The organism is Pelagicoccus sp. SDUM812002 (genome assembly GCF_031127835.1).
Classification (GTDB): Bacteria; Verrucomicrobiota; Verrucomicrobiia; order Opitutales; family Opitutaceae; genus Pelagicoccus.
Window position 1 is genome coordinate 340,008 of sequence record NZ_JARXHX010000003.1, and the last position, 22,663, is coordinate 362,670.

Annotated in this window: 16 protein-coding genes; 9 read left to right on the top strand and 7 right to left on the bottom strand. The window is 53.5% G+C overall.

What is annotated here, in order from left to right:
- Positions 1-48 precede the first annotated feature (48 nt).
- On the bottom strand, positions 49-507 hold the full coding sequence (locus QEH53_RS07030) for a RidA family protein (RefSeq protein ID WP_309022442.1): 459 nt from the start codon (positions 505-507) through the stop codon (positions 49-51).
- A 125-nt stretch (positions 508-632) separates the two neighbouring features.
- On the opposite strand from QEH53_RS07030, the gene QEH53_RS07035 reads away from it, so the two are divergent.
- Together QEH53_RS07035 and QEH53_RS07040 are read left to right on the top strand one after the other, a co-directional pair.
- Positions 633-1,409 carry an SAM-dependent chlorinase/fluorinase gene (locus QEH53_RS07035; protein WP_309022443.1) on the top strand — a complete coding sequence of 259 codons (777 nt, stop codon included), beginning with the start codon at positions 633-635 and terminating at the stop codon, positions 1,407-1,409.
- A 161-nt stretch (positions 1,410-1,570) separates the two neighbouring features.
- Positions 1,571-3,085: a hypothetical protein gene (locus tag QEH53_RS07040; RefSeq protein ID WP_309022444.1), complete on the top strand. Its 1,515-nt coding sequence runs from the start codon at positions 1,571-1,573 to the stop codon at positions 3,083-3,085.
- A 1-nt stretch (position 3,086) separates the two neighbouring features.
- On the opposite strand, the gene QEH53_RS07045 is transcribed toward QEH53_RS07040, so the two are convergent.
- The 3 genes from QEH53_RS07045 to QEH53_RS07055 all read right to left on the bottom strand — a co-directional run bounded on the left by QEH53_RS07045 (position 3,087) and on the right by QEH53_RS07055 (position 9,822).
- Entirely contained in the window at positions 3,087-5,972 is a 2,886-nt protein-coding gene (locus QEH53_RS07045) for an insulinase family protein (protein WP_309022445.1), read from the bottom strand.
- Between the two features lie 7 nt (positions 5,973-5,979).
- A complete protein-coding gene (locus QEH53_RS07050) occupies positions 5,980-7,092 on the bottom strand; it encodes a hypothetical protein (RefSeq protein WP_309022446.1) in 1,113 nt (370 codons plus the stop codon).
- Positions 7,093-7,326: 234 nt separating this feature from the next.
- The gene (locus QEH53_RS07055; RefSeq protein WP_309022447.1) at positions 7,327-9,822 is read right to left on the bottom strand and encodes a glycogen/starch/alpha-glucan phosphorylase; all 2,496 of its coding nucleotides are present in this window, start codon (positions 9,820-9,822) and stop codon (positions 7,327-7,329) included.
- A 300-nt stretch (positions 9,823-10,122) separates the two neighbouring features.
- Between QEH53_RS07055 and QEH53_RS07060 the strand changes: the two genes are divergently transcribed.
- Positions 10,123-11,616, top strand: coding sequence for an MFS transporter (locus QEH53_RS07060; protein WP_309022448.1), 1,494 nt, complete (start codon positions 10,123-10,125; stop codon positions 11,614-11,616).
- Positions 11,617-11,628: 12 nt separating this feature from the next.
- Positions 11,629-13,767, top strand: a complete 2,139-nt coding sequence (locus QEH53_RS07065; RefSeq protein ID WP_309022449.1) for an alpha-glucuronidase family glycosyl hydrolase — start codon at positions 11,629-11,631, stop codon at positions 13,765-13,767.
- Between the two features lie 98 nt (positions 13,768-13,865).
- Here QEH53_RS07065 and QEH53_RS07070 read toward each other — a convergent pair whose 3' ends face one another.
- The gene (locus QEH53_RS07070; RefSeq protein ID WP_309022450.1) at positions 13,866-14,186 is read right to left on the bottom strand and encodes a hypothetical protein; all 321 of its coding nucleotides are present in this window, start codon (positions 14,184-14,186) and stop codon (positions 13,866-13,868) included.
- A gap of 477 nt (positions 14,187-14,663) precedes the next feature.
- Between QEH53_RS07070 and QEH53_RS07075 the strand changes: the two genes are divergently transcribed.
- From QEH53_RS07075 to QEH53_RS07095, 5 genes are read left to right on the top strand one after another with little or no spacing between them, the layout of a single operon-like run.
- Positions 14,664-16,196, top strand: a complete 1,533-nt coding sequence (locus tag QEH53_RS07075) for a TolC family protein (RefSeq protein ID WP_309022451.1) — start codon at positions 14,664-14,666, stop codon at positions 16,194-16,196.
- Positions 16,197-16,235: 39 nt separating this feature from the next.
- Complete coding sequence (locus QEH53_RS07080; protein ID WP_309022452.1) at positions 16,236-17,543, top strand: efflux RND transporter periplasmic adaptor subunit; 1,308 nt, start codon at positions 16,236-16,238, stop codon at positions 17,541-17,543.
- Positions 17,540-18,232 carry an ABC transporter ATP-binding protein gene (locus QEH53_RS07085; protein WP_309022453.1) on the top strand — a complete coding sequence of 231 codons (693 nt, stop codon included), beginning with the start codon at positions 17,540-17,542 and terminating at the stop codon, positions 18,230-18,232. The genes QEH53_RS07080 and QEH53_RS07085 overlap by 4 nt, the downstream gene beginning before the upstream one ends.
- Before the next feature lie 24 nt (positions 18,233-18,256).
- Positions 18,257-19,540, top strand: coding sequence for an ABC transporter permease (locus QEH53_RS07090; protein ID WP_309022454.1), 1,284 nt, complete (start codon positions 18,257-18,259; stop codon positions 19,538-19,540).
- Positions 19,533-20,792 carry an ABC transporter permease gene (locus tag QEH53_RS07095; protein ID WP_309022455.1) on the top strand — a complete coding sequence of 420 codons (1,260 nt, stop codon included), beginning with the start codon at positions 19,533-19,535 and terminating at the stop codon, positions 20,790-20,792. The genes QEH53_RS07090 and QEH53_RS07095 overlap by 8 nt, the downstream gene beginning before the upstream one ends.
- Before the next feature lie 14 nt (positions 20,793-20,806).
- Here QEH53_RS07095 and QEH53_RS07100 read toward each other — a convergent pair whose 3' ends face one another.
- Together QEH53_RS07100 and rnhC are read right to left on the bottom strand one after the other, a co-directional pair.
- Positions 20,807-21,562, bottom strand: a complete 756-nt coding sequence (locus QEH53_RS07100) for a ribonuclease HII (protein ID WP_309022456.1) — start codon at positions 21,560-21,562, stop codon at positions 20,807-20,809.
- Positions 21,563-21,614: 52 nt separating this feature from the next.
- Positions 21,615-22,619: a ribonuclease HIII gene (rnhC, locus tag QEH53_RS07105; RefSeq protein ID WP_309022457.1), complete on the bottom strand. Its 1,005-nt coding sequence runs from the start codon at positions 22,617-22,619 to the stop codon at positions 21,615-21,617.
- Positions 22,620-22,663: the final 44 nt, after the last annotated feature.

Below are 22,663 nucleotides of genomic sequence, written 5' to 3' on the forward strand. Positions count from 1 at the left end.
ACTTAAGGTTTTTCGAGAAAAAGCAAGGTCACCAAAACATACATAATTCTAATCCACTTCCGGATTTGCGACAGCAATCAGTTCAATCTCCACGAGCGTGCCGGCATTCTCAAACCCCGCCACTTCCACGATAGTCAAAGCCGGACCTGCGCCTTCCTTGTAGACGATCTGGCGCGCCGCGGTGGCCGCATCGTAGCTCGCTCCCTTCTTTAGGTAAATACGCTCCTGCGCCACGTCACCCATACGCATACCGTAGTTACCCAGCACTGATTGAAGCCTGATGTAGATGGTTCTCAACTGCTCCTCCAACGTGCCGCCAGGCGCGTCCAAAGCCGACACGAATACAACTCCACCGACTCGCACCGCCTGTGGAGTTCGCTGATCCTTGTCGAGGTCCGAGAAAAAGAGCGGCTCCCTGAAGCTTGCCTCTTCGTCTTGTCCGAAAGCGCCGAAAACAAAGAATGTGATAGCCAAAAAGAGTGCTCCAATATTCGCGTTGAAACTCATGGAACGAGCCCTAGCATAATCCCCTCCTTTCGCCAACTCTACCTATCTGCGATGACGCGCCTTCAATAGAGCGCATTTGAAGACCCACCTTGGTATTCGCTCCTCGCACCTCTCCCGCAAACACGATGATTCCAAATCCTCCCATCATAGCCATCCTCACCGACTTCGGCGAGAGCGACTGGTATCTAGCTTCCGTCAAAGCTGTCCTCGCCAGGATCAGCCCCAAGGCAAACGTGATAGACATCACCCATCAAGTAGAGCCTGGCAATATACGTTCAGGAGCGTTTATCTTATCGCAGTGCTACCATGACTTCCCTCGCGGGAGCATCTTTCTCTGCATCGTGGACCCGGGCGTTGGCTCGGAGCGGAAGCCCATTATCCACTACGATGGAGACTACTATTTCGTAGCGCCCGACAATGGTCTTCTCGGCCTGCTCGATTCCGGAATGTGTCGAACCTACCAGATCGAGCCACATCGCTTTGACGCAAAGGTGCGCAACAGCAGCACCTTCCACGGACGCGACCTCTTTGCTCCAGCCGCTGCCTTTCTCGCCAACGGCAAGCTGCCAAGCGACTTCTGCACTCCTCTTCCCAAGTTTGCCCACGAAGGCGTCACCTTTCCAGAAGTGCACGAACTGCCTATGGAAGGCAGGGCCCTTTACTTCGACCGATTCGGCAACGCCATCACGAGCCTTCGCCTCACTCAAAACAGCCCCACTCCCAGTGCTGTTGTATTAAAAAATGGAGACGAAATTCCGTTCGGACTTTCCTTCCACAATGTGTCGAAAGGAAAACCTGTGGCATATCTGGGGTCGGGTGGATTTTTGGAAATCGCGATCAACCTCGGAAGCGCCCGCATCTCCTTGAACTTAGAAGAAGAGTCCGATTTTCAACTAGCATAGCATCCTGAGCCAGCGCTCATTGGAATGACTCATGCCCTACAGCGACTCGTAACGGTTGGCTTTCTGGAGGTTATTGTGTAAGAGTGCACCTCTGTAGGCGAGGCCTTGTTACCTTCGAAATATTGAGTATAGATGGGAATTCTAAAACTCCTTACCCCTAAATGACTTCCCGTACCCTTATTAATACCGCTATCGGTTTCGTTTCACTCTGCCCGCTCAGCACGATGACCTTTGCCAATGCCGTCGGCGACTTCACGCATACCACTGACGTCGGCGATCCAGAATTATCTGGTTCCTCCTCCTATTCCGAATCCACCCAGAGCTACACCCTCAGTGGGGCTGGAATAAACATGTGGGCGGAGCAGGATCAGTTTCAATTCGCCTACCGAGAGATCAAGGGAGACTTCATCATCAGAGCTACCGTCGAATTCGAGGGCGAGGGTGTAGACCCACATCGCAAGATCGGCATCATCGCACGCAATTCCTTGGATTCTGATTCTCCTTACGTGGATGCCTGTGTGCATGGAGACGGACTCACTTCCCTCCAATACAGAGAGGGCAAAGGCGGAGCCACGGACCAAATCGTCTCTCCCCTTGAAGGTCCCACCGAAATACAATTGCAGCGCGAGGGACACCGCTTCGTCTTTTCCGCGGCACGCTTCGGAGAAACCTACCAATCCGTGAGCACAGAGATGGAGCTAGACGAGGAGCTCTTGGCGGGACTCTTCATCTGCTCCCACAATCCCTCCGTCGTCGAGACGGCCCATTTCTCAAACGTTCGGGTCGTACTACCAGCTGATCCCGATTTTCGCCCTTATCGGGACTATATCGGAAGCCGCTTGGAGATTATGAAAGTGGCGACCGGGGAGCGTAAGGTTCTGGCAACTTTTCCAAATTCAATCCAAGCGCCCAACTGGACTCCAGATGGGAAAACTTTGATCTACAATTCTGAAGGCAAGCTCTATAACTATACCCTTAGCGACGGGAGTATCACAGAGCTGAATACAGGACATGCGAACGATAACAACAATGACCATGTGCTTTCGTTTGATGGTTCTCAAATCGGCATCAGTCACCACCTCGGAGATTCCAGAACTTCAGTCATTTACACGTTACCAACCAGTGGCAGCGACAATCCGGTCCAAATAACAGATCCCGAAAACGGGCACTCTTATCTGCACGGTTGGACTCCAGACAACAAACGCTTGATCTTTACTGGCCACCGAAATGGCCAATACGATATTTGGGCCATCGATATCGAAACCAAGGAAGAGACCCCGCTCACGAACTTGCCGACCTTAGACGACGGCTCGGAATACAGTCCGGACGGGCAATACATATTCTTTAACTCCGTTCGATCGGGTAACATGCAGATCTGGAGAATGAAGGCAGATGGAAGCGAGCAAACGCAGCTGACCTTCGACACTTTCAACAATTGGTTCCCACACGTCTCGCCCGACGGCACTTCCTTCATCTACATCGCCTTCCCTTCCGACATCGATCCTAACGACCACCCGTTCTACAAAAAGGTCTATCTCCGACAAATGCCAATCGAAGGCGGCGAAGCGAAGACCATCGCCTACATTTACGGCGGACAAGGCAGCATCAACGTCCCAAGCTGGTCACCCGACGGAACCCACATCGCCTTCGTCAGCAACAGCAAAGAGCTAGACTAAGCTACTCTACTACCCCAGCTCGCTTAGGTTCTTCCCAGTCAGGAACCTCAGCTAGTTTCGAGCTCGCAGCAGGAACTATTGCAACCGCAAGAGCTTCCTCAGATTTGAGGTATTTTCGAGCTACCTCGAGTACTTCGTCAGCTGTAATAGTGGAGAGCAGCCCATCTCTATAGAGCAAGGCCCTGTCTACGACATTTGGATACTCCTGCACCCCAAAGAGCACATGCTCCAATAAATAGCCATTGTCCTGCCACGCTTGTCTCAATCCCTCCTCCAGAGGGGCCACCGCGGAACGAATTTCATCTTCATCCACTCGCCCCTCGCTCAAGCCAGCCGAGATGCCAAGAACCACGTCAAGCAGGTTCTCAGCATCACCCTTAAGGCAATCAACATCGGCACGAATATGCCTCAGAGTATCGTAGGCAGAAAAAGTAACGTAGCGAACGGACGGAGAGTAACTCGCTCCCATTTCCTCGCGCACCCGTTTACGTATTCTCGATTCGAATACGCTGCTCAAAACATACAGAGCGGCGCTCTCACGAATAGAGACCTTATCTTGAATGGTCCAAACGATCACTGAGGCAGCACTGTCGCCCATACCGTTCTGGTACTCAATCGTCTGTTTGCCCGAGCGTGGGTAGGTACGCAATAACCTGGCGCTCGTGTATTCGGGTTTGTTTTCAATACGTTCAGGTAAGGCTCCGATCGTCTCGCCAAACAGCTCGAGCAGTTCCGACTCCTCGATATCTCCTACGACTGCAACTTCCAGGTATCCCTCTTTGAGAGGCTTCGCTAACCAATTCTGGATCGCATCCCACCGGACATTCGCAATATCTGACAATGTCGGAACATGAAAGCGTGGCTCATCAGGGTAGAGAATCCGGTACAAATCCCGATATCCTTCATTCATACCATCAGGTTCAAGCTCTCGGCTTTGCGTCATCTTAGACTGTGCCACCGCGAAGGCGTTTTCGTCCACCGTCGGATCCAGCAAGAACTCAGATACGATCTTAAAAAATTCATCCAGTCCATCGACCTGCGTCACTCCCCGGTAGGTGAAAGCATCATGGTCCTCTACACCAAACATGAAGGAGTTCACGTTCGAGCGAAGCTCCTTGTAGACGTCTTCGATGTCATGACCTCGGAAGCCACTGCGAAAGAGCGAGGTCATGGCCAAGGCGTGGGTTCCTGGGTTAGAGTCGGTGAAAGCGAGCATTCCTCCTCCCACTCGCACTAGGGCTCGGACTGTGCCTTTCTCGTTCTCTGTCTGCAGGAAGGTGAGACGGGCATTGTTCGAGAAGCGATAAGTCTTTGCCCCTACCTTCTCTATTGTAGAGGAATCCAATACCGACCCTGGCGCGCCGAGCTCAGTGTATTCAAATGCCTCGGGCAACTTAGGTATGTAGGGTAGCACCGAGAACTTCCGGTCCTCACCGAAGCGTCGCTTGAGCGCTAAGCCATTGAGCGAGCTATCAAGATCGCCCGCCATAAAATAGGACATTCGCTTGAGATTCCACACGTCCTTGAATGCCTCGTTCAATTCCTTCAAGGTCAGCGACTGGATGTACGCATCCATCTTTTCGGAAAATTTATCCGAGGATACATAAACCCGGCCTAGGGCGATGCTCTCTACCAAATCGTCGACCAACATCCTTGGTTCAGCCGTCTCGTAACGATCTGCGGCTGACCGGCTAGATTGCAGCCATGTTTTGCGTACGTAATCGAGTTCCTGCTTGGTAAAGCCATAGGTCAGAGCTTGTCTCAGTAGTTGATCCATCCATACGAACGCATCCCACCAAAACTCGCCACCTGAACTAATGCTTAGCTGACAATAGGGAATCCCGAAAATGCGATTGTAGTTCGCAAAATCATCACTCATGCCATCGATCAGCTCGCGGCAGCGCTCATTGAAAATCGAAGTAGCGAAAGCACGCAAAGTGTCTTTCTCCCGACGCTCCCAACTGTCGCCATTATCACGCTCCATCCAAGCTCTGGAGATTTCCAAAGTGTAGCGTTCGACCCCCTCTACAGCCAGGTGCCCAGTGCGGAATTGCTTGCTACGAGCCAACCGACCAATCTTGCGTTTGGGTACTCGCTCGGACGGAGTCTCCATATCCGAGAAAGCTTCCTCGATCTTCTGCTCGAACGAATCCGCGTCGATATCACCCACTACCACGAGTGTCATCAAATCCGGACGATACCATTTGCGGTAAAACGCCTTCAGCTCCTCGATCGAGGTATCCTTGACCACTGATTCCAATCCAATCGGGCTTCTCTCAGCGAGCTTCGTTCCTGCAAAAGAGAATTGGAAAGACGCCTCGGAGATTCGAGAGCTCGGCGAGTCGCGAGCCTGCTTTTCGCGAAGAATCACCTCACGTTCGTTTTCAACGCGGTTTTCTTCAAAGAGAATTCCGTCCGCATAATCTCGATACAGTAGCAGCCCTTGGTCGATGAGCTCGGCTTCGTTTTGAGGCAGCTCCAAATGGTAGACCGTTTTGTCGTGGTAGGTGAAAGCGTTAACGTCGACGCCGTAGCCCATACCAAGCTTTTGGAAAAAGGCTATCAGTTCGCCTGGCTTGAAATTACGTGTCCCTTCGAAAGCCATGTGCTCGATGAAGTGAGCAAGACCTCTCTCGTCCTCATCTTCGTCTAACGCGCCCACTTTGACCATCAAACGCATGCTTACGAGACCCGGCTTAGCTCGGTGGGGCATCAAGGCGTAGCGGAAACCATTATCGAGATCCCCCCAAACAATGCTACTGTCAGCAGGCAGCGAGCTGGACTCATGCGCCCATTTCTCCCGCTTCGCCTCAGCGACTGAAGGCAGAAACAGTATAGTAAAAACGAATACTGTGATGCCGCATAAAGATCCCCACCCCTTGCGCATGAGAGAACTATTCCGAAGGGAGCTTTACAATGCTGACTCGTTGTCCACGCCCACCTGACTCCTCGCTGCTTTGTTCCGGTACAGCTATTATAATGCCGCCATCCTTCAACTCGAATAGCCCAATCTTGCCTGGTGAGGAAAACTCGTGGCGGGGACGGAAACGCAGCGGTCTCGTTTCCCTCCTACCCTTGGGGAACATGAGCTCGCCGGAATTGCCCGCCAGCAACACGCGTCCTTTCGGCATGATTTGAATACCTGTTAAAGCGTCCAAGTCCCTCACAATAGTCTGCATGGAAGAGATGCCGTCGTACTGGCCAGAGCTGATACGGAAGACCGAACCGCTAGGACGTCCTTGCGTGTGGTTGGTTACGAAATAGAGCATATCCTCCTTGTTGCGGAAAGTCATGTCAGTCGGAAGGCTGGTTGTCCGGATGAGCTCGGCTTTCTTGGGAGCGCGATCCGAGAGCAATCCTTCTACTTCCTCTGCGCCTATTCGCCAGATCCCAGGACGTCCGACCTGCTTGCGCTCAAACATGTGCCCACCTACACCGGACTCTCCGATATAGAGGTTACCTTTGCTGTCGAAGCAGATGCTAGACGGCGAGAGAAGTGAAAGATCATCCTTGAGGCGCAAGCGGCTGTTCGGGCCGATATCGATGGACTTGATCTGCCTACCTGTGTTCGGATCGAAAACCTCGATCCCCACCATAATACGAGCAAGGTCTCGCATCGGCCGGCCAGCTTCGTCCTGCACAAGCGGCGTTCCCACAGCTAGGAAGATAGCGCCTTGCGGGATGTTTCCAAATCGCACAGGTGAGAAGTCAAGGTCGATTGGTGCAGTCAAGTTCTTGATGAAACGCATGTTATTGACGCTCACCTTTCCGTCGTCATCGACCGAAAGCTTGCTGATGTAGCTCTGACTCCTCAGGGTTCCGGCCTCACCTTGAGCGTGGTTCACTACAAACATATAACGTCCAGCAGGGCTGAAGACCGCTGCCGTGGGCCTCATAAACTCGTCCAACTGCTGGGAAATGACCGGACGGTCCTGGGCTTGCAAATGGCCTGCAAATGCGAGGCTTAGGAGGCCGATCGTGGCAAAAAAGCGTTTTGGTTGGTTCATGCTGTCAGTTTTGGGGCGGTACGCGACACGGGGTCGTCTTCAGTAACTAAGACGGAAACGATGCGGAGTTCCCCTTGCATGCCAAGCCTCCTTTTACAATGGCTAGCGAGTGCCCCAGCACGTCGTTCTATGCTTCAAACCATGTGCGTCCTGCTCAACCCAATCCCTGCGATCAATCCACGAAAAAGCCGCCCTTCGAGAGGGCGGCTTGAAATTATAGTTCGGGTGGCGCCTCTAATTCACCTCGACAGGTGGCAGGTTCCAAATCTCGGAGGCATACTGGCCAATTGTGCGGTCGGTCGAGAACTTCCCGACTCGAGCGGTGTTGAGGATCGCCATACGGGCCCAGCGCTTTTGGTCCTGGAACGCTTCGCTAACACGGTCTTGGCAATCAACGTAAGTCCGGTAGTCAGCCAACACCTTGAAAGGGTCACCCCCTCCAAGCATGCTTTCCTTGATGGACTTCAAAACATCGGGCTCGTCCGGAGTGAAGTAACTAGACCCCACCCAATCGACAACCGCTCTGAGCTCTTCGTCCGCATGGTAATAAGAAAACGGGTCATAACCCTTCACGTCCAGGGCCTGCACTTCGTCAACGTTCAAACCGAAGATGAAAATATTGTCGTCGCCGACCTCTTCACCGATTTCGATATTCGCTCCATCAAGAGTTCCGATGGTTAGGGCTCCATTCAGGGCAAGCTTCATGTTTCCGGTACCAGAGGCTTCCTTTCCGGCTGTCGAGATTTGCTCAGACAAGTCTGCGGCGGGGATGATCTTGGCCGCGAGCGATACGCGGTAGTTGGGCAAGAACACGACCTTGAGCTTCCCCTTTATGCGTTCATCGGAGTTGATAACTTTACCGACAGAGTTGATCGCCTTGATGATGGTCTTGGCCAGGTAATATCCCGGAGCAGCCTTGGCGCCGAATATGAATACCCGCGGAGCGATATCTAAGTCCGGGTTGTGCAGCAGGCGGCGGTAGAGCGTTAGGATATGCAGCAAGTTGAGGTGCTGGCGCTTGTACTCGTGGAGGCGCTTGATTTGCACGTCAAAAAGAGCATTCGGATCAACCTCCACATCGCAGAGTTCCTTGATGGTCTTCGCAAGCTCGACCTTGTTCTCGTATTTGATTTTCATATACGAGTCTTGGAATTTCGGATCGTCGGCATACTTTTCGAGCCCCCGAAGAGCGTCGAGGTTCTTGGGCCAGTCCGAGGGTATCTTTTTGCTGTCGATTAGCTTGGAGAGTTTCGGATTACACGCCAGCAACCAACGCCGCGGCGTGATTCCATTGGTCATGTTCGTAAACTTGCCCGGATAGAGCGCGTTGAAACTCGGGAAAAGCACAGTTTTGAGCAGTTCTGAGTGAATTGCAGCAACACCATTCACCGTATGGCTTCCAACAACCGCTAAGTGCGCCATGCGAACCATTTTGGGATGGCCTTCTTCGATGAGGGAAAGGTCGCGTTTCATCCAATTGTCACCCGGCCAGCGGGCTTCGATTGTATCCATCAGGCGGCGGTTGATCTCGAAGATGATCTCAAGATGTCGGGGCAATACTTTCTCAAAGAGAGGCACACTCCACTTTTCCAAGGCTTCGGGAAGCAAGGTGTGGTTGGTGTAAGCAAATGTCTTAGTGCTGATTTCCCACGCCTTGTCCCAACTCAGGCTGTGCTCGTCGACGAGTATACGCATAAGCTCCGCAACGCCGATGGCAGGGTGCGTATCGTTCAACTGGATCGCCACCTTGTCGGCGAATGTCTCCCAACTGTCGTTGTTCTTAAAGTAGCGGCGAATGATATCGTGCAAGGAACAGGAAACGAAGAAGTACTGCTGCACGAGACGCAGCTCCTTGCCATTTTCGGTCTTGTCGTTTGGATACAGCACCTTGGATATCGTTTCACCGATCGCCTTTTCGCGAATCGCTTCCACGTAGTCACCCCTGTTGAACTCGTCTAGGTCGAACTCTTCAGAGGAACGGGAGGACCAGAGGCGCAAGAAATTGACCGTTTTCGTGTCATAGCCAGCAATCGGAATGTCGTACGGTACCCCTTGGATCGTCTTCGTATCCACCCAAACAGCACGCGGGTCGCCCTTTTCGTCGAACTGGGTCTCAACGCGGCCGTAGACCTTCAACGTTTGCGTATATTCTGGGCGGACGATATCCCACGGCGTTCCAAACATCTTCCAGCTATCGGGCTTTTCGATCTGGTGACCGTTTTGGAAAGCCTGCTTGAAGAGGCCAAACTCGTAATAGATTCCATATCCGACGGCAGGCAGGTCGAGCGTGGCTAGCGAATCTAAAAAACAGGCGGCAAGACGGCCGAGACCGCCATTACCCAGTCCCATGTCCAACTCTTCGTCTACAACAGCATCCCAGTCCACGCCAAGCTCCTCGATCGCGGAACGGGCCTCGTCGTAAACGCCGGCGCTGTACATGTTGTTGACCAGCATCCGCCCCATCAGATACTCCATGGAGAGGTAGTAGCAGCGGCGGACGTTATTCTGGAAATGAGTTTGCTGCGTCTGAATCATGTTATCCACGATTCGGTCGCGCACGGCGAGGGAAATGCAGGTCCACCAGTCGCGCTTCGTCGCTGCCGACGGGTTGTGCGCGAGCGTGTACTTGAGGTGGTCCAGGATCGCTTGCTTCATGTCGCCTGAGGCGGAAGCTGCGGTTTCGTTAGCGGCCTTTTTGGCAGCCGGTTTCTTTTTTGCAACAGTACTCATTTTCAATTCAAAAGTGGTTGATAATGAAAGGCTCCTTCTAGGACCGTTCTAGGGAATTACACAAAGGCAAAATAGTAAATAATGCCAGCCATGAGGGCCGGTCCGCCAAAGCAAGGTCCGCGCCGAATAATTCGGTTCAGATTTGCCATTGCCATATAGAAAGACCAGCCTTAGCTGAAAGGCTGTGAGTTTCAGCTTTCACCCCATTGAGCCTGACAACAATCTCCGTGACAAATCCTAGAACCCTAGGACAGTACCTATCTCCTACCCTTTACTTCCCCGAACCTTCCCCGAAAATCCATGAGCACTAACGCTTCTGTAAAACTTAGCTTCCGCGAAAAAGCGGGCTACAGCTTAGGCGACGCATCCGCCAATTTTGTCTTCCAAATGTTCATCGTCTTCCCGACCGCGTTTTACGTGGACGTGATGGGCATCAGCGCCGCAGCCATGGGAACGATGCTGCTACTCGTTCGCTTCAGCGACGCGATAACAGACCCGATTATGGGCTACATCGCAGACCGAACCAATACCCGATGGGGCAAGTTCCGTCCTTGGCTCCTGTGGTCCGCTATTCCCTTCGCACTGCTATTCTGGGTCGCCTTCACTGTTCCCGAAGGAATGAGCGACGAGGGAAGGCTCTGGTACGCTGCCATTACATACACGGTGCTCATGATGGCATACACCATGAACAACGTCCCATACTCCGCACTGAACGGGGTCATTACAAGCGATGGCATTGAGCGTACCAGCGTGTCCAGTTATCGCTTCTTTGCCGCAATGGTCGCTGCCTTCTTCGTGCAAGGTTTCACTCTTCCTTTAGTAGACAAATTCGGCGACGGCGATGCCGCCAAAGGCTGGTCCATGACCATAGGTATCATGGCGGTCACTTCCATCATCTTCTTTGTCATCTCGTTCTTTAGCGTAAAGGAACGCGTGCAGCCACCGAAAGGGCAAAAGCCCGACCTCAAGCAAGATTTCCGAGACATTGTCAAAAATCGCCCATGGATCGCCATGTTCGGCATGACGCTCTTCGTCTTCATGACACTCGCCCTTCGCGGCAATGCCGGCTACGTGCATGCTAAATACTATCTCTCCCCCGACGCCTTGCTAGCCTTCATCGATAGTCTCGGTCTGGTAGCGACTCCTGAGGTACTACAAAACCAAGGTATTGGATTTTGGATACTCGATCTATTCGGCCTCATCATCACCCCAGAGGATAGTCCTACATCAGTCGGCTTCAGCCTATTCAACATGATTGGCAGCCTCGTTAGCATCATTGGTGTACTCGCGGCCAAGCCCTTAGCTCGCATCTTCGGGAAGAAAACAGTTTTCACCGTGGGTCTCGCGCTAGCCGCAATTTTCCAATCGATGTACTTCTACATAGGACCAGAGGACATTTCAATGATCCTCGTCCTCACCCTCCTGACAAGCATGTCATACGGCCCTACCATCCCGCTGCTGTGGGCGATGATTGCAGATACAGCCGACTACGGTGAGTGGAAGCGAGGCCGTCGTTCCACTGGCTTCGTATTCGCTGGCATGGTCTTCGCCCTCAAGGCTGGACTCGGTGTTGGTGGTGCGCTGGCTGGCTGGCTGCTCGCCATGTACGGCTACTCCCCAGAAACAGCGTCCGATCCAGAAGTGCAACTCGGCATGCGAAAAATGCTAGGATTCTGGTCCGGCGGATTCTTCGGAGTCGGCGTACTCTTCATGCTATTCTACCCGATCACCAAAAAGGTGGCCAACACGATGGAAGAGGAACTCAAGACACGCCACAGCGCTCAAGAAGCTTAATCCTAGTCGCCAATGCACAAATATCGCCTCATTCTGGCCCTGCTCGCCGCCAGCCTTTGCTATACAACCCTGAGTTACGCCGAGGATGGCTATCGCCTATGGCTACGCTACGAACCTATAGAGAACGAGGCGATCGCGGCTTCCTACCGCGACGCGATCGGGCCGGTCTTCGCCGAGGCTAAAAGCAAAACGGCAAAAATTGCGATCGATGAACTAGACAGAGGGCTTAACGGCTTGCTCGGGACTAATCGCTCGTCTCTTCCACCTCACCTTTTGGTAGGTACACCTCAAACCGCGCACATCAAGGAACTCGGGCTCGACCTAAGCGAGCTCGGAGACGAAGGTTACCTCCTCACCCGACACGGAGATAACACCGTGATCGCCGCTAACACGGACCAAGGAGTGCTCTACGGCGTATTCGCTTTCTTGAGGCACCTCCAGACCCAGTCTCCACTGCAAGACTTGCAGGTCGCCTCAGCGCCAAAAATTGATCACCGATTGCTTAACCATTGGGATAACCTGACTCGCACCATCGAACGTACCATGGTCGGAGCTTCGATCTTCAACTGGTTCGACCTGCCATACTACATCGAGCCTTATTACCATGACTACGCCCGAGCCTGTGCTTCGGTCGGCATCAACGGCACCGTTCTCACCAACGTCAATGCCAACGCTACCGTACTCCGTCCCCAGTTTCTGGAGAAGGTCAAAGCGCTCGCTGATACATTCCGCCCTTACGGTATCCGTGTTTACCTTACAGCTCGCTTCAGTGCGCCAGTCGAAATCGGGGGCCTCGATACAGCCGATCCACTCGACCCTGCAGTTATTAAATGGTGGAATGACAAAATCGACGAAATCTACACTTACGTCCCCGACTTTGGCGGCTTCGTGGTAAAAGCCAATTCCGAAGGACAACCTGGTCCCCAAGCCTACGGTCGAGACCACGCAGACGGTGCCAACCTACTCGCACGAGCCCTCGCACCCCACGACGGCATTGTAATGTGGCGTGCCTTCGTCTATGATTTTGAGATCAAGGAAGACCGCCATAAACAGGCCTACACTGAGTTCACCGCCCTCGACGGAAGGTTCGAACCCAACGTTTCGATACAAACTAAAAACGGGGCCATCGACTTCATGCCCCGCGAGCCCTTCCATCCACTCTTTGGCGCGACTCCTGATACGCCGCACACCCTTGAACTACAGATCACCCAGGAATACCTCGGTGGTGACATTCATCTTGTCTACCTCGCCCCTATGTGGAAGGAAACGCTTGAGTCCGACACTTTTGCAAAGGGAGCCGGTTCCACTGTCGCAAAAATCGTAGACGGATCCGTTTTCGATCACGAACTCACCGCTATCGCAGGGGTCGCAAACATTGGTAACGAGCGCAACTGGACCGGCCATCCGATGGCCGCATCGAACTGGTACGCTTTTGGCCGCCTAGCGTGGGACCATCAAATCAGCTCAGAGCAGATCGCCGATGAATGGACCCGCATGACCTTCGGAAACGATGACTCTACCGTAGCGATCATAACGAAGATACTGCTCGGCTCTCACCAGACTGTTGTGGACTCCTCCATGCCTCTCGGTCTGCACCACATCATGTATCCCGGACACCACTACGGACCCGGTCCATGGCATGACCAAGGCCGCCCCGACTGGACTTCGACCTACTACCACAAAGCCTCCTCCGACGGAATCGGCTTCGATCGAACCGAAAATGGGAGCGACGCTCTCGGCCAATACGCTCCTGAGGTGGTAGAAAAGTGGAGATCGCCAGAAACGATCGAGGATAAATTCCTACTCTGGTTTCACCACCTTGATTGGGACTACAAAATGAAATCCGGAAACACGCTCTGGAACGAGCTCTGCCTCACTTACCAGGACGGCGTGGATCGCGTCGCCGAGATGGGCAAGCAATGGGCCAACCTACAAGGCGCCGTTGACGACCAGCGACATGCTCGAGTCACAGCCCTGCTGAATCGGCAGCTCGAGGACGCCAAGTTTTACATGGACGCGTGCCTCGCGTATTTCCAGACGTTTTCACAGAGGCCGTTTCCCGAAAGTATCGATGCGCCTGAATATCCACTCGAGTACTACAAGAGTTTCGAGCTCTACCATGTCCCCGGCCACCCCGGCGAGCAGTGGTAAGGGGGTACCGACCCAATCCTATAAAAAAGCCGTTCCTACGGCAGGAACGAGGGAAAGTGGAATTCGCTTCTTAAACTACGCCTTTTGCTGGCGTCTTCTTAAAATAACACGCCAGCTAAGCCGATATCTAGTAGTACCAGAGCCGATCCATAGTCTGGAACCTTTACGTCCAGGTCACCTGCCCTACCATCAACTGTGATGTGCGAAATCCCCAGATAATTGTCCGAGTGTTTTTTGTGGACGATCCCATCTTGGTAAATTATGATCGCGTCGTAGTTGGACGACTCGTTGAAGAGCTCTAAATCGCTCGCATCCCATATCATCGAGAAAAGGCCATCCACTGCCGATTTTTTACCGCCAGCCTTCGATCCGACGCTCGTCAGAAACGGTTTCGGATTCTCCGACCAGGTCAGTTGCACGAATTCGCGGAGGGCGTCGCCCGCTCCAAATTGATAATCGAAGATTCCAGCGGCGGAGCCGCTCTCGGAGCTCGGGTGGTCCAGCTTGTATAAATCGCTTTACGGATTCACGTTGGATAGTGTGGCTGTGCTATCGTTCAAAACGAAGGGCATGTTAATCCGAAGGGCCGAAGGTTGCCGCTGCAAAAAATACAACCGTGCTCGTAGTCAATCTAGCTGCTGAGCAATACGGACGCAAAAAGTAGAAATTCGTACTCGGAAAACCGACCGATTGCCCAAAAGGTTTAGCCAACAAAGACTTTGCCCCAGGCCGACTCGATCCTCAACCAAATGCTCACGGTTTGACTGTCAGCCAAGATATTACCGTCAAGCCTCGACCCCAACTAGCAATAATTACAAAGACGTAATCTAGCCGCAACCTTACGGAAATCCCCGTGTATTTAAATTCGTTCGCATAACGAATCCCTTTGATCCCTCGTGAAACCCACTCTCTTTTCTATAGCGCTGATCTTCGCATCAGCGTTCTTCTCGTTTAATACTTTCGCAGCGGAGCCGCAATCTCCGCAAGAGCTGAGCCTAAGATCCGCGATCGAGGAGGCTTTGTCGCAAAATCTCGGCCTTCGAATCCAAAGCCTAGCGCCTCAAATCGCAGAGGAAGCTGTTGCCGCGCAGGAAGCGAACTTCGATCCCTCTCTATTCTCCCGAGCGAACCTCAGCCAAAGCGAGCTCGACTGGGAAGACGCTAACGGAACTACTCGCCAAACCACATCGGATTCCCGCTCGTATTCGGTCGGCGTTACTAAACGCATAAAGACTGGAGCCCAAGTCACTGCCAGCGCCGCTCAATCCCGCAGCGACGGATCCAGCTTCAATTCCGAACTCGGCCAACTCGTTGGGGGCTCGCTGAGCGAACGTGCGTCTCTCACGCTCGAGCTCACCCAACCTCTGCTCCGAGATTTCGGTCGCGACGTAAACCTGGCACCTATCCGCCGGGCCAAGTCCCAAGCACGCGTTGCAGACCTACGAACCCGGAACAGCGTCCTCGACCTTTTGCAGCAAATCGAAACCGCGTACTGGCAATTATCTGACGCCTATCAACGCCGCGACCTCCGCCAATCCAATCTAGAACTCTCGGAACGCCTTCTCGAGGAAGCCCTAGAGCGCGAGCGACTTGGTCTCGCCACCCAATTGGAGACCCTCCAAGCGCAGGCCAACCTCGCCCAGCGTAAGGAGCAAATCATCAGGGCCGACCAAGCCATTCGCGAAGCAACCGACTTCCTTTTTTCCGCCATGGGCATTCTCGACGAAACCGTCGAGCTCGCCCCAAACCTTTCGGTTTCCCCACTTCCCGAGGCCGCGAGCGATATTCCCGCTTTCCAAGAGACCCTAGACGTCGCCTTTGAACAAAACTTCGACTCTGACATACAAGAAGAAGTCCTACAGCAACTGGATCAGGAACGCATCCTCGCCCGCAATAGCAAGCGCCCTCAAGTCGATCTCAGCGTATCCAGCTCATACAATGGTCTCTCGCCAGAGAGCGGCCGTGACGCTTTCAGCGAAGCCCTCGATCGCCGCGGCGATGACTGGGGCCTTAGCTTGAGCTTCAACCTACCTTGGGGGGCCCGGTCAGCTAAGTCCAACCTTCGCCAAACCCTCCTCCGAATCGACCAAGAGGAGATTCGCCTGGCTGAAATCAAGCAAGACCTTCTCCGCTCCGTGCGCTCCGCTTGGCGCGACCTTGACGCATCTCGCCAGCAACTCGCCGCAGCCGAGCTCGTCGTAAGCCTCCAGGAGGCCACCTATGAACAAGAAACCGGCAAGTACGAAGAAGGGCTCTCCACCATCCGCATCTTACTCGAGACCCAGCGAGACCTAGACCAGGCGAAGCTTAGCCTCCTCGACGCTCAACTCGCTACCGTACAAGCAGAGATCACCCTTGCCCGCGTGCAAGGCAACTTGCTCGATCGCCACGGTATAGAGTGGAACGACGCCCTATACGACGATCAATAATCGTATTCCCTTTTCAACTACCGCATCCTCAATTTTCTCATGAAAAAACGATACTGGATATCAGCTCTCGTCATCATCGGTCTCGGCATTGCCGGAGCCAGCAAGTTCAAGAAGGGCGACCAAATAACCGAAGTCACCGTAGAAAAAGTGCAAGTCGGTGACATCACCAGCGTTGTAACCGCGACCGGAAAAGTCTTTCCCGAAATCGAAGTTACGATCTCTTCTGAAGTCGCAGGGGAGATAGTGGAACTCCCCATCCAGGACGGTCAACTCGTGGAGAAAGGAGATCTACTGGTAAGCGTAAATCCCGACCGCCTCGAAGCCCAGGTCCTCCAGCAAGAGGCTGCCCTGCGAGCCAGCAAGTCAAACTCCCTCGAGTCAAAAGCCCGCATGCTGCAGGCCGAACTGGACCTGAACCGTCAGAAGAATCTCTTTGATAAAGGTTTCTCCACCCAAGAGCAACGAGACGAAGCTGAGACGAGCCTAGAAATCAGTCAAGCGTCCTACCAAGCCACCCTTTCCCGCATCGAGCAGCAGGAAATGCAGTTAAAGGAAGCCCGAGACTCGCTCGCCAAGGCGACCACTTTCGCGCCGATCAGCGGTACCATCACCTCCCTCAGTTCCGAACTAGGAGACCGCGTCGTTGGCACAGGTCAATTCGAAGGTACCGAAATCATGAGCGTCGCCGACCTTTCCCAAATGGAGATTCGCGTCGATGTGAGCGAATCCGATATCGTGCAAGTCAAGATCGGCGATCCAGCGACCATTGAAATCGAAGCGATCCCCAATGAAGAATACAAAGGTGAGGTGACTGAAATCGCTAACTCAGCATCCGGCGGTGAGAACTCCAACGACCAACTCACCACCTTCCTAGTAAAAGTCCGCCTCATAGATCCCAGTGCCAAAATCCGGCCTGGCATGACCGCAACGGCTGACATAAAGACTCAGACTGTAAAAGATGTCGTCAAAATTCCACTACAAGCTGTCACGGTTCGATCAAAGGACGAAGTCGCCAAACAACTTCAAGAAAGCTCCGTAGGCACGGACACCCCAGCGAAGCCTGACATGACGCGTGGCGAGAACGGGAACCGAGAAGCGGGTCCTCGTAAACGCGACAACCTTGAGCGGGTAGTATTCCTCTACAATGACGACAACACCGTCACCCTTCTGCGTGTTGAAACCGGACTCGCAGACAATCGTTCGATCGAGATTAAATCCGGAGTCACCGAGGGCCAGCAAATCGTCACCGGTGGATATCGCGTCCTCACTCGCGAACTTGAAAACGGCAAGACCGTAAAGATTGCAGACAACAAGAAGGACGCAAAATTCAAGATGCCTTCCAAGTGAGCGAAACAATCATCCAGATAACAGGCGTTAAGAAGATCTATGACCTCGGCAAAGCCAAGGTCCACGCTCTGGACGGAGTCGATCTTAAGATCTACGAAAACGACTACGTCGCGATCATGGGCCCCTCCGGTAGCGGAAAGTCTACGCTCATGAACATGCTCGGCTGTCTCGACACACCCTCTCAAGGCCAGTACTATTTCGGTGGTGAAGATGTAGCAAAGATGGACGACGACTCACTCGCGGATATTCGTAACCGGCGTATCGGTTTCGTTTTCCAATCCTTCAATCTGCTTCCCCGCGCAACCATCCTTCGCAACGTCGAGCTACCTCTAGTCTACGCCGGGATCCCGAAGAAAGAGCGAGCAGAGCGAGCACAGCACGCCCTCTCCCAAGTCGGACTCGGCAACCGTGTCGAACACCGACCCAACGAGCTCTCCGGCGGTCAACGTCAACGCGTCGCCATTGCCCGCGCCCTGGTTACGGAACCCTCAATTATCCTCGCAGACGAACCCACTGGTAATCTCGATTCTAAGACCGGCGAAGAGATTATGGAACTATTCGAAGGACTGTATTCAAAGGGCAATACTATCATCCTCGTAACCCACGAAGAGGAAATAGCGCAGCACGCTCGCCGTCTTGTTCGCCTGCGTGACGGCGTAGTCGAAAGCGATGCTGCCATCCCAAGATAGCGGGCGACTTCCGAGAATCCACGCATGAAACGTTCACGCACCAGACGCATGGTCAATGACCTCGAAGAGTCTGCACGCATTGCCAGCGAGCAGCTCTCCGAGCACAAGATGCGTTCGCTCCTTACTGCATTGGGTGTAATCATCGGCGTATGGGCTGTCATCCTAATCGGCGTCGGTATGAATGGCCTGGATACAGGTTTCAAAAACAGCCTAAGTATGCTTGGCGACGATCATTATTACATCGAAAAGTTCCCTTGGAAGGACATTGGCGACGACTGGCGAACTTATGTCCGACGCCCGAACTTCGAGTCCCGCTACGCCGAGGAAATGAACGAGATCATCGATAACACGCCGAATTCCGGACTCCTGCTCGCCGTACCCACCGTCGGATTCAGGCGTAGTATCTCTCACGAGGACCGATCCGCCAGCAATATACAGTTCACGGCAACGACAGCTGATTTTGGATACGTCAACACCGCAGACCTCGAGGAAGGTCGCTTTTTCACTCCAACTGAGGAGACTAGCGGACAAAACGTGGTCATCCTTGGATCAGGCGTAGTCAAAGCGCTCTTCCCGGACGAGGACGGCAGTATTCTCGCAAAGCGTGTCAAAATTGCCAACATCCAGTTCAGCGTGATTGGTGTCCTCGAAGAGCAAGGATCCTTCCTCGGCTTACAAAGCTTCGATAACCAAGCAATCATACCCCTACCCACCGCCCGCAAGTTCTTTGTAGGCGGGCGCCGGTGGAATGGCACGTCTATCCGTGTTGTAAAACAGCCTGAAACGGACCGCGAGTTAGCGAGAGACGAAATCATCGGTGCTATGCGCCGGATTCGCGGACTGTTGCCGGGCGAGGAAAACGATTTCGAGGTAAACGCCTCCGACGCCGTGGAGGATACGGTAGGACCCGTGAAAGCAGGCATCGCAGTGGCGGGATTCGTGATCACCGGACTTGCCCTGTTCGTGGGAGCCATCGGTATCATGAACATCACCTTCGTGAGCGTTAAGGAACGGACCAAGGAGATCGGTACCCGCCGCGCCATTGGAGCTAGGCGTAGCTCCATCCTCACCCAATTTCTGATGGAAGCAGTTTCGATCTGCCTTCTCGGAGGGTTGGTCGGATTGCTGCTCGCCTTCGTTTCCAAAGCAGTGCTCGACCACTTTTTCCCAAATTTCCCTGCAAGCTTTTCTATCGAGCTGATGATTCTCGCCGTTTCCCTTTCCGTAACCACAGGCATCCTTTCCGGCTTCGTACCGGCGCTCATGGCATCTCGCCTCGAACCAGCGAATGCTCTCCGCCATGAGTAAGCCAAAGAACAAACGCGGAATGCTCCTTTCTGATTTGTTGGAGCAAGCCTTCGCTTCGCTCGGCGCAAACAAGCTTCGTTCCTCGCTGACGATTCTTGGCGTCTCTATCGGAGTCTTCTCCGTGGTTGGCGTCATGACCGCACTATCAGCGGTGCGGCACAGCATCGACACTAGCCTCAATGTATTCGGAGCCAACGTTCTACAGGTTACCAAAGACCCCGCTATCCAGCTTGGCCCAGGAGGACGCCAGCGGATCCGCGGTAGAGAACCGATCTCGCCTCGCCAAGCGGAGAACTTCAAGCAAGAGATGGATGCTCTCGGAATTCCAACTACATTATCTGCCAGCGATGGAAATGAACGGGCAACCTACGGAGAGTACAAGACCCAACCGCGTATCAACATCATCGGTACAAACGAGAACTATCTTCTCACCAACAAGTACGAGCTGGATTTCGGCCGCAACCTGACCCCCGCCGATATAGAGTTCAATCGGCCCGTCGTAGTCATCGGTCGAGAAATCCTCGACGAGCTATTCCTGCACGAGGATCCGATCGAGAAACAGATAAACATGGACGGCGAAAAGTACATCGTGGTCGGAGTACTGGAGGAACGCGGTGAAATCTTCGGAAGGTCTATGGATGGAGTTGCTCTCATCCCACACTCAAAATTCGTGCAGAACAATTGGCACAGGCGTCGTAGTATGGAAATCGCCATCCAAGCGGATTCTGTCGATAAGATCGAAGACGTGGAAGACATGGTCATCGGCAATATGCGCATGGCCCGAGGGCTTCAGCCGGAACAAGAAAACGATTTTGAGATCACCTCCAATGAAGCCTTGCAAGCGGCATTCGCTGAAATCGCGATCGTCGTCGGAATAGGCGGCCTCATGATCAGCGGGATCGCCCTCGTCTGCGCTGGTATTGGCATTATGAATATCATGCTCGTTTCCGTAACCGAGCGAACTCGCGAGATAGGCGTGCGCAAATCCTTGGGAGCCCGCAAAAAGAGCATTCTTGCCCAGTTTTTGCTGGAGGCCGTTTTCCTATCCGAAGTGGGTGCTGCCATCGGCATCTCAGTCGGAATCCTCGTTGGCAACATCATCGCTACCCAGTTTAATGCCACTATGATTATTCCCTGGTTTTGGATCGGAGCTGCAGTCGGCATTTGCTCGCTCATAGGAATCGGCTTCGGCTTCGTGCCTGCACTACGCGCTGCCAACCTACATCCCGTTGAGTCGCTAAGGCACGAGTGACGTGCGGCCGCGCCTTAAAACCCAAATTCTTCCTGGCACTCCTCGCTGGGCTCCTCGAGAAGCTTTCTCAAGAACAGCGGCCGGTGGATATTTGTCGGTCCATTGTCCAATATAGCCGTGCGGTGAAGCACCGTAGCATATCCTTTCGAGGATGCTAAGTCGTAGTGAGGATACTCGCAATCGAGAGCCATCATGATTCGATCGCGCGTCACCTTAGCAATGATCGAGGCCATAGCGATGCAGAGGGCAGTGGAGTCGCCCTTGACCACCGCTTGATGCGGATATCCGAGGTGTTTCATCGGCTTGCCGTCGACCAGTATTTTCCAGTCGAACAAAGTTTCGGGACGGCCTTCGGTGCCGGCAAGCTGGTCGAACAAAGGGTCTGGTTCGTGCGGAGAAATCGTAGCTGCTCCCAGAGTTTCCTCAACTGCTCGCTTCATGGCGATCTGCGTTGCTCCTAAGATATTGTGGTCCTCGATCTCACTCACACTACCGCGACCCACACCAATAAAGAGACGCCCTTCCCGCTCTAGCCAGCGTAGTTTGGCGTACAGGTCTTCGCGCTGTTCCAAGGTCAACAGCTTGGAGTCGTTTATGCTGGAAGCGTTTCGCTTACACCATTCGCTGTCATAAAAATCCTTCCGAGCAGCAACCGCCGCCGCAACCACTGGCCCCGCGAGAGCGCCTCTTCCGGCTTCGTCCACCCCGATCAATCCTACCCGCTTCTTCAGGTACTTTCGATCGTAGGCCCGCAGGCGATGCGACTTCATCCACGCACCTCCCGGCGAATCACAACGGAGCTAGACTGTAACCAATCTACCACTACCGCTTAAATACTGTCTCCTTCGGTTTCTTCAACGGCAAGCGATCTAGCATACCCGCAGCTTCCACTACTTGGTAGGACGTCTTGAAATGCAGCTTGGCAAACTCGCCCAAACGCTCCGGTCCAAACTTGTGTAAGATTTCCGTCGCTTGTTCCTTCACCTTGGCACTCGCACCCTTGGATAAGGTATCCCCAAACTTCTTAGACAAGCTGTCCATGTAGCGAACGTATTCCGCGCGAGCGACCACTGAAGCGGCGGCGACCACGGGATCGGCTTCCGCCTTCGTCTGCATTCGCAAGTCGAACTTTGGATCTTTGAAGTATCGCCCAACAAGGTCTTGTTTGCTGAATTGGTCGAGCATGCCCCAAGGCACCCGCTTCTTGGCGAGAGCAGCTTTTAGAGAGATCGCATGCTGCCAGGCCAATAGAAGGTTCAAGTTAGCCCGCGGCTTACTCATCAACTGGTTGTACTTCGGCATCCCACAAAAACAGGTTTCCACCGAAACCCCTTTCGTGCCGCGAATTATCTTATCCAGTTTCATGATACGAGCATCGGTAATCGTCTTCGAATCGCGGATACCATCTTTAACCCATCGGTCGATATGCACTTTGTCCGCGATCACGCAGGCAGTCACGACCGGTCCGAACAAGTCGCCCTTGCCGCTTTCGTCCATGCCCGCATGCGACTCGAACCATTCCGGATGGTAAACCTCGTCGTAGCCGAACTTGGCTTCACCGAGCACCTCCGGCTCCAAGGTGTTGATGATAAACTCCTCAGTGTCCTTGCCCTGCACCACGAGCTTGCCGCTCTTGTAGCCGACTACGTTGACCTTGTTTCCCTTGAACCCGAATTGGGCGTACTCCACCTCGTATGGCTCCCACATCTTCATCTCGAGAATGTGCTGGAGCTTGTCCAACTGCTCTGGAGAGAGCTTATGGGTGTACATCGTCTTCTTCTTGGGCTCGTCGGGGTCGACGACAGGTTTCTTTTTTCCTCTGGCCATCAATAATTTACTTCGCAACAGCTAGGCAGAGCATTCGAGCTTTG

Coding starts and splice junctions, on each gene's coding strand:
- rnhC (WP_309022457.1), bottom strand. CDS start 22,619: ATGGCCAGAGGAAAAAAGAAACCTGTCGTCGACCCCGACGAGCCCAAG.
- QEH53_RS07055 (WP_309022447.1), bottom strand. CDS start 9,822: ATGAGTACTGTTGCAAAAAAGAAACCGGCTGCCAAAAAGGCCGCTAAC.
- QEH53_RS07040 (WP_309022444.1), top strand. CDS start 1,571: ATGACTTCCCGTACCCTTATTAATACCGCTATCGGTTTCGTTTCACTC.
- QEH53_RS07050 (WP_309022446.1), bottom strand. CDS start 7,092: ATGAACCAACCAAAACGCTTTTTTGCCACGATCGGCCTCCTAAGCCTC.
- QEH53_RS07045 (WP_309022445.1), bottom strand. CDS start 5,972: ATGCGCAAGGGGTGGGGATCTTTATGCGGCATCACAGTATTCGTTTTT.
- QEH53_RS07065 (WP_309022449.1), top strand. CDS start 11,629: ATGCACAAATATCGCCTCATTCTGGCCCTGCTCGCCGCCAGCCTTTGC.
- QEH53_RS07080 (WP_309022452.1), top strand. CDS start 16,236: ATGAAAAAACGATACTGGATATCAGCTCTCGTCATCATCGGTCTCGGC.
- QEH53_RS07035 (WP_309022443.1), top strand. CDS start 633: ATGATTCCAAATCCTCCCATCATAGCCATCCTCACCGACTTCGGCGAG.
- QEH53_RS07060 (WP_309022448.1), top strand. CDS start 10,123: ATGAGCACTAACGCTTCTGTAAAACTTAGCTTCCGCGAAAAAGCGGGC.
- QEH53_RS07090 (WP_309022454.1), top strand. CDS start 18,257: ATGAAACGTTCACGCACCAGACGCATGGTCAATGACCTCGAAGAGTCT.
- QEH53_RS07100 (WP_309022456.1), bottom strand. CDS start 21,562: ATGAAGTCGCATCGCCTGCGGGCCTACGATCGAAAGTACCTGAAGAAG.
- QEH53_RS07095 (WP_309022455.1), top strand. CDS start 19,533: ATGAGTAAGCCAAAGAACAAACGCGGAATGCTCCTTTCTGATTTGTTG.
- QEH53_RS07030 (WP_309022442.1), bottom strand. CDS start 507: ATGAGTTTCAACGCGAATATTGGAGCACTCTTTTTGGCTATCACATTC.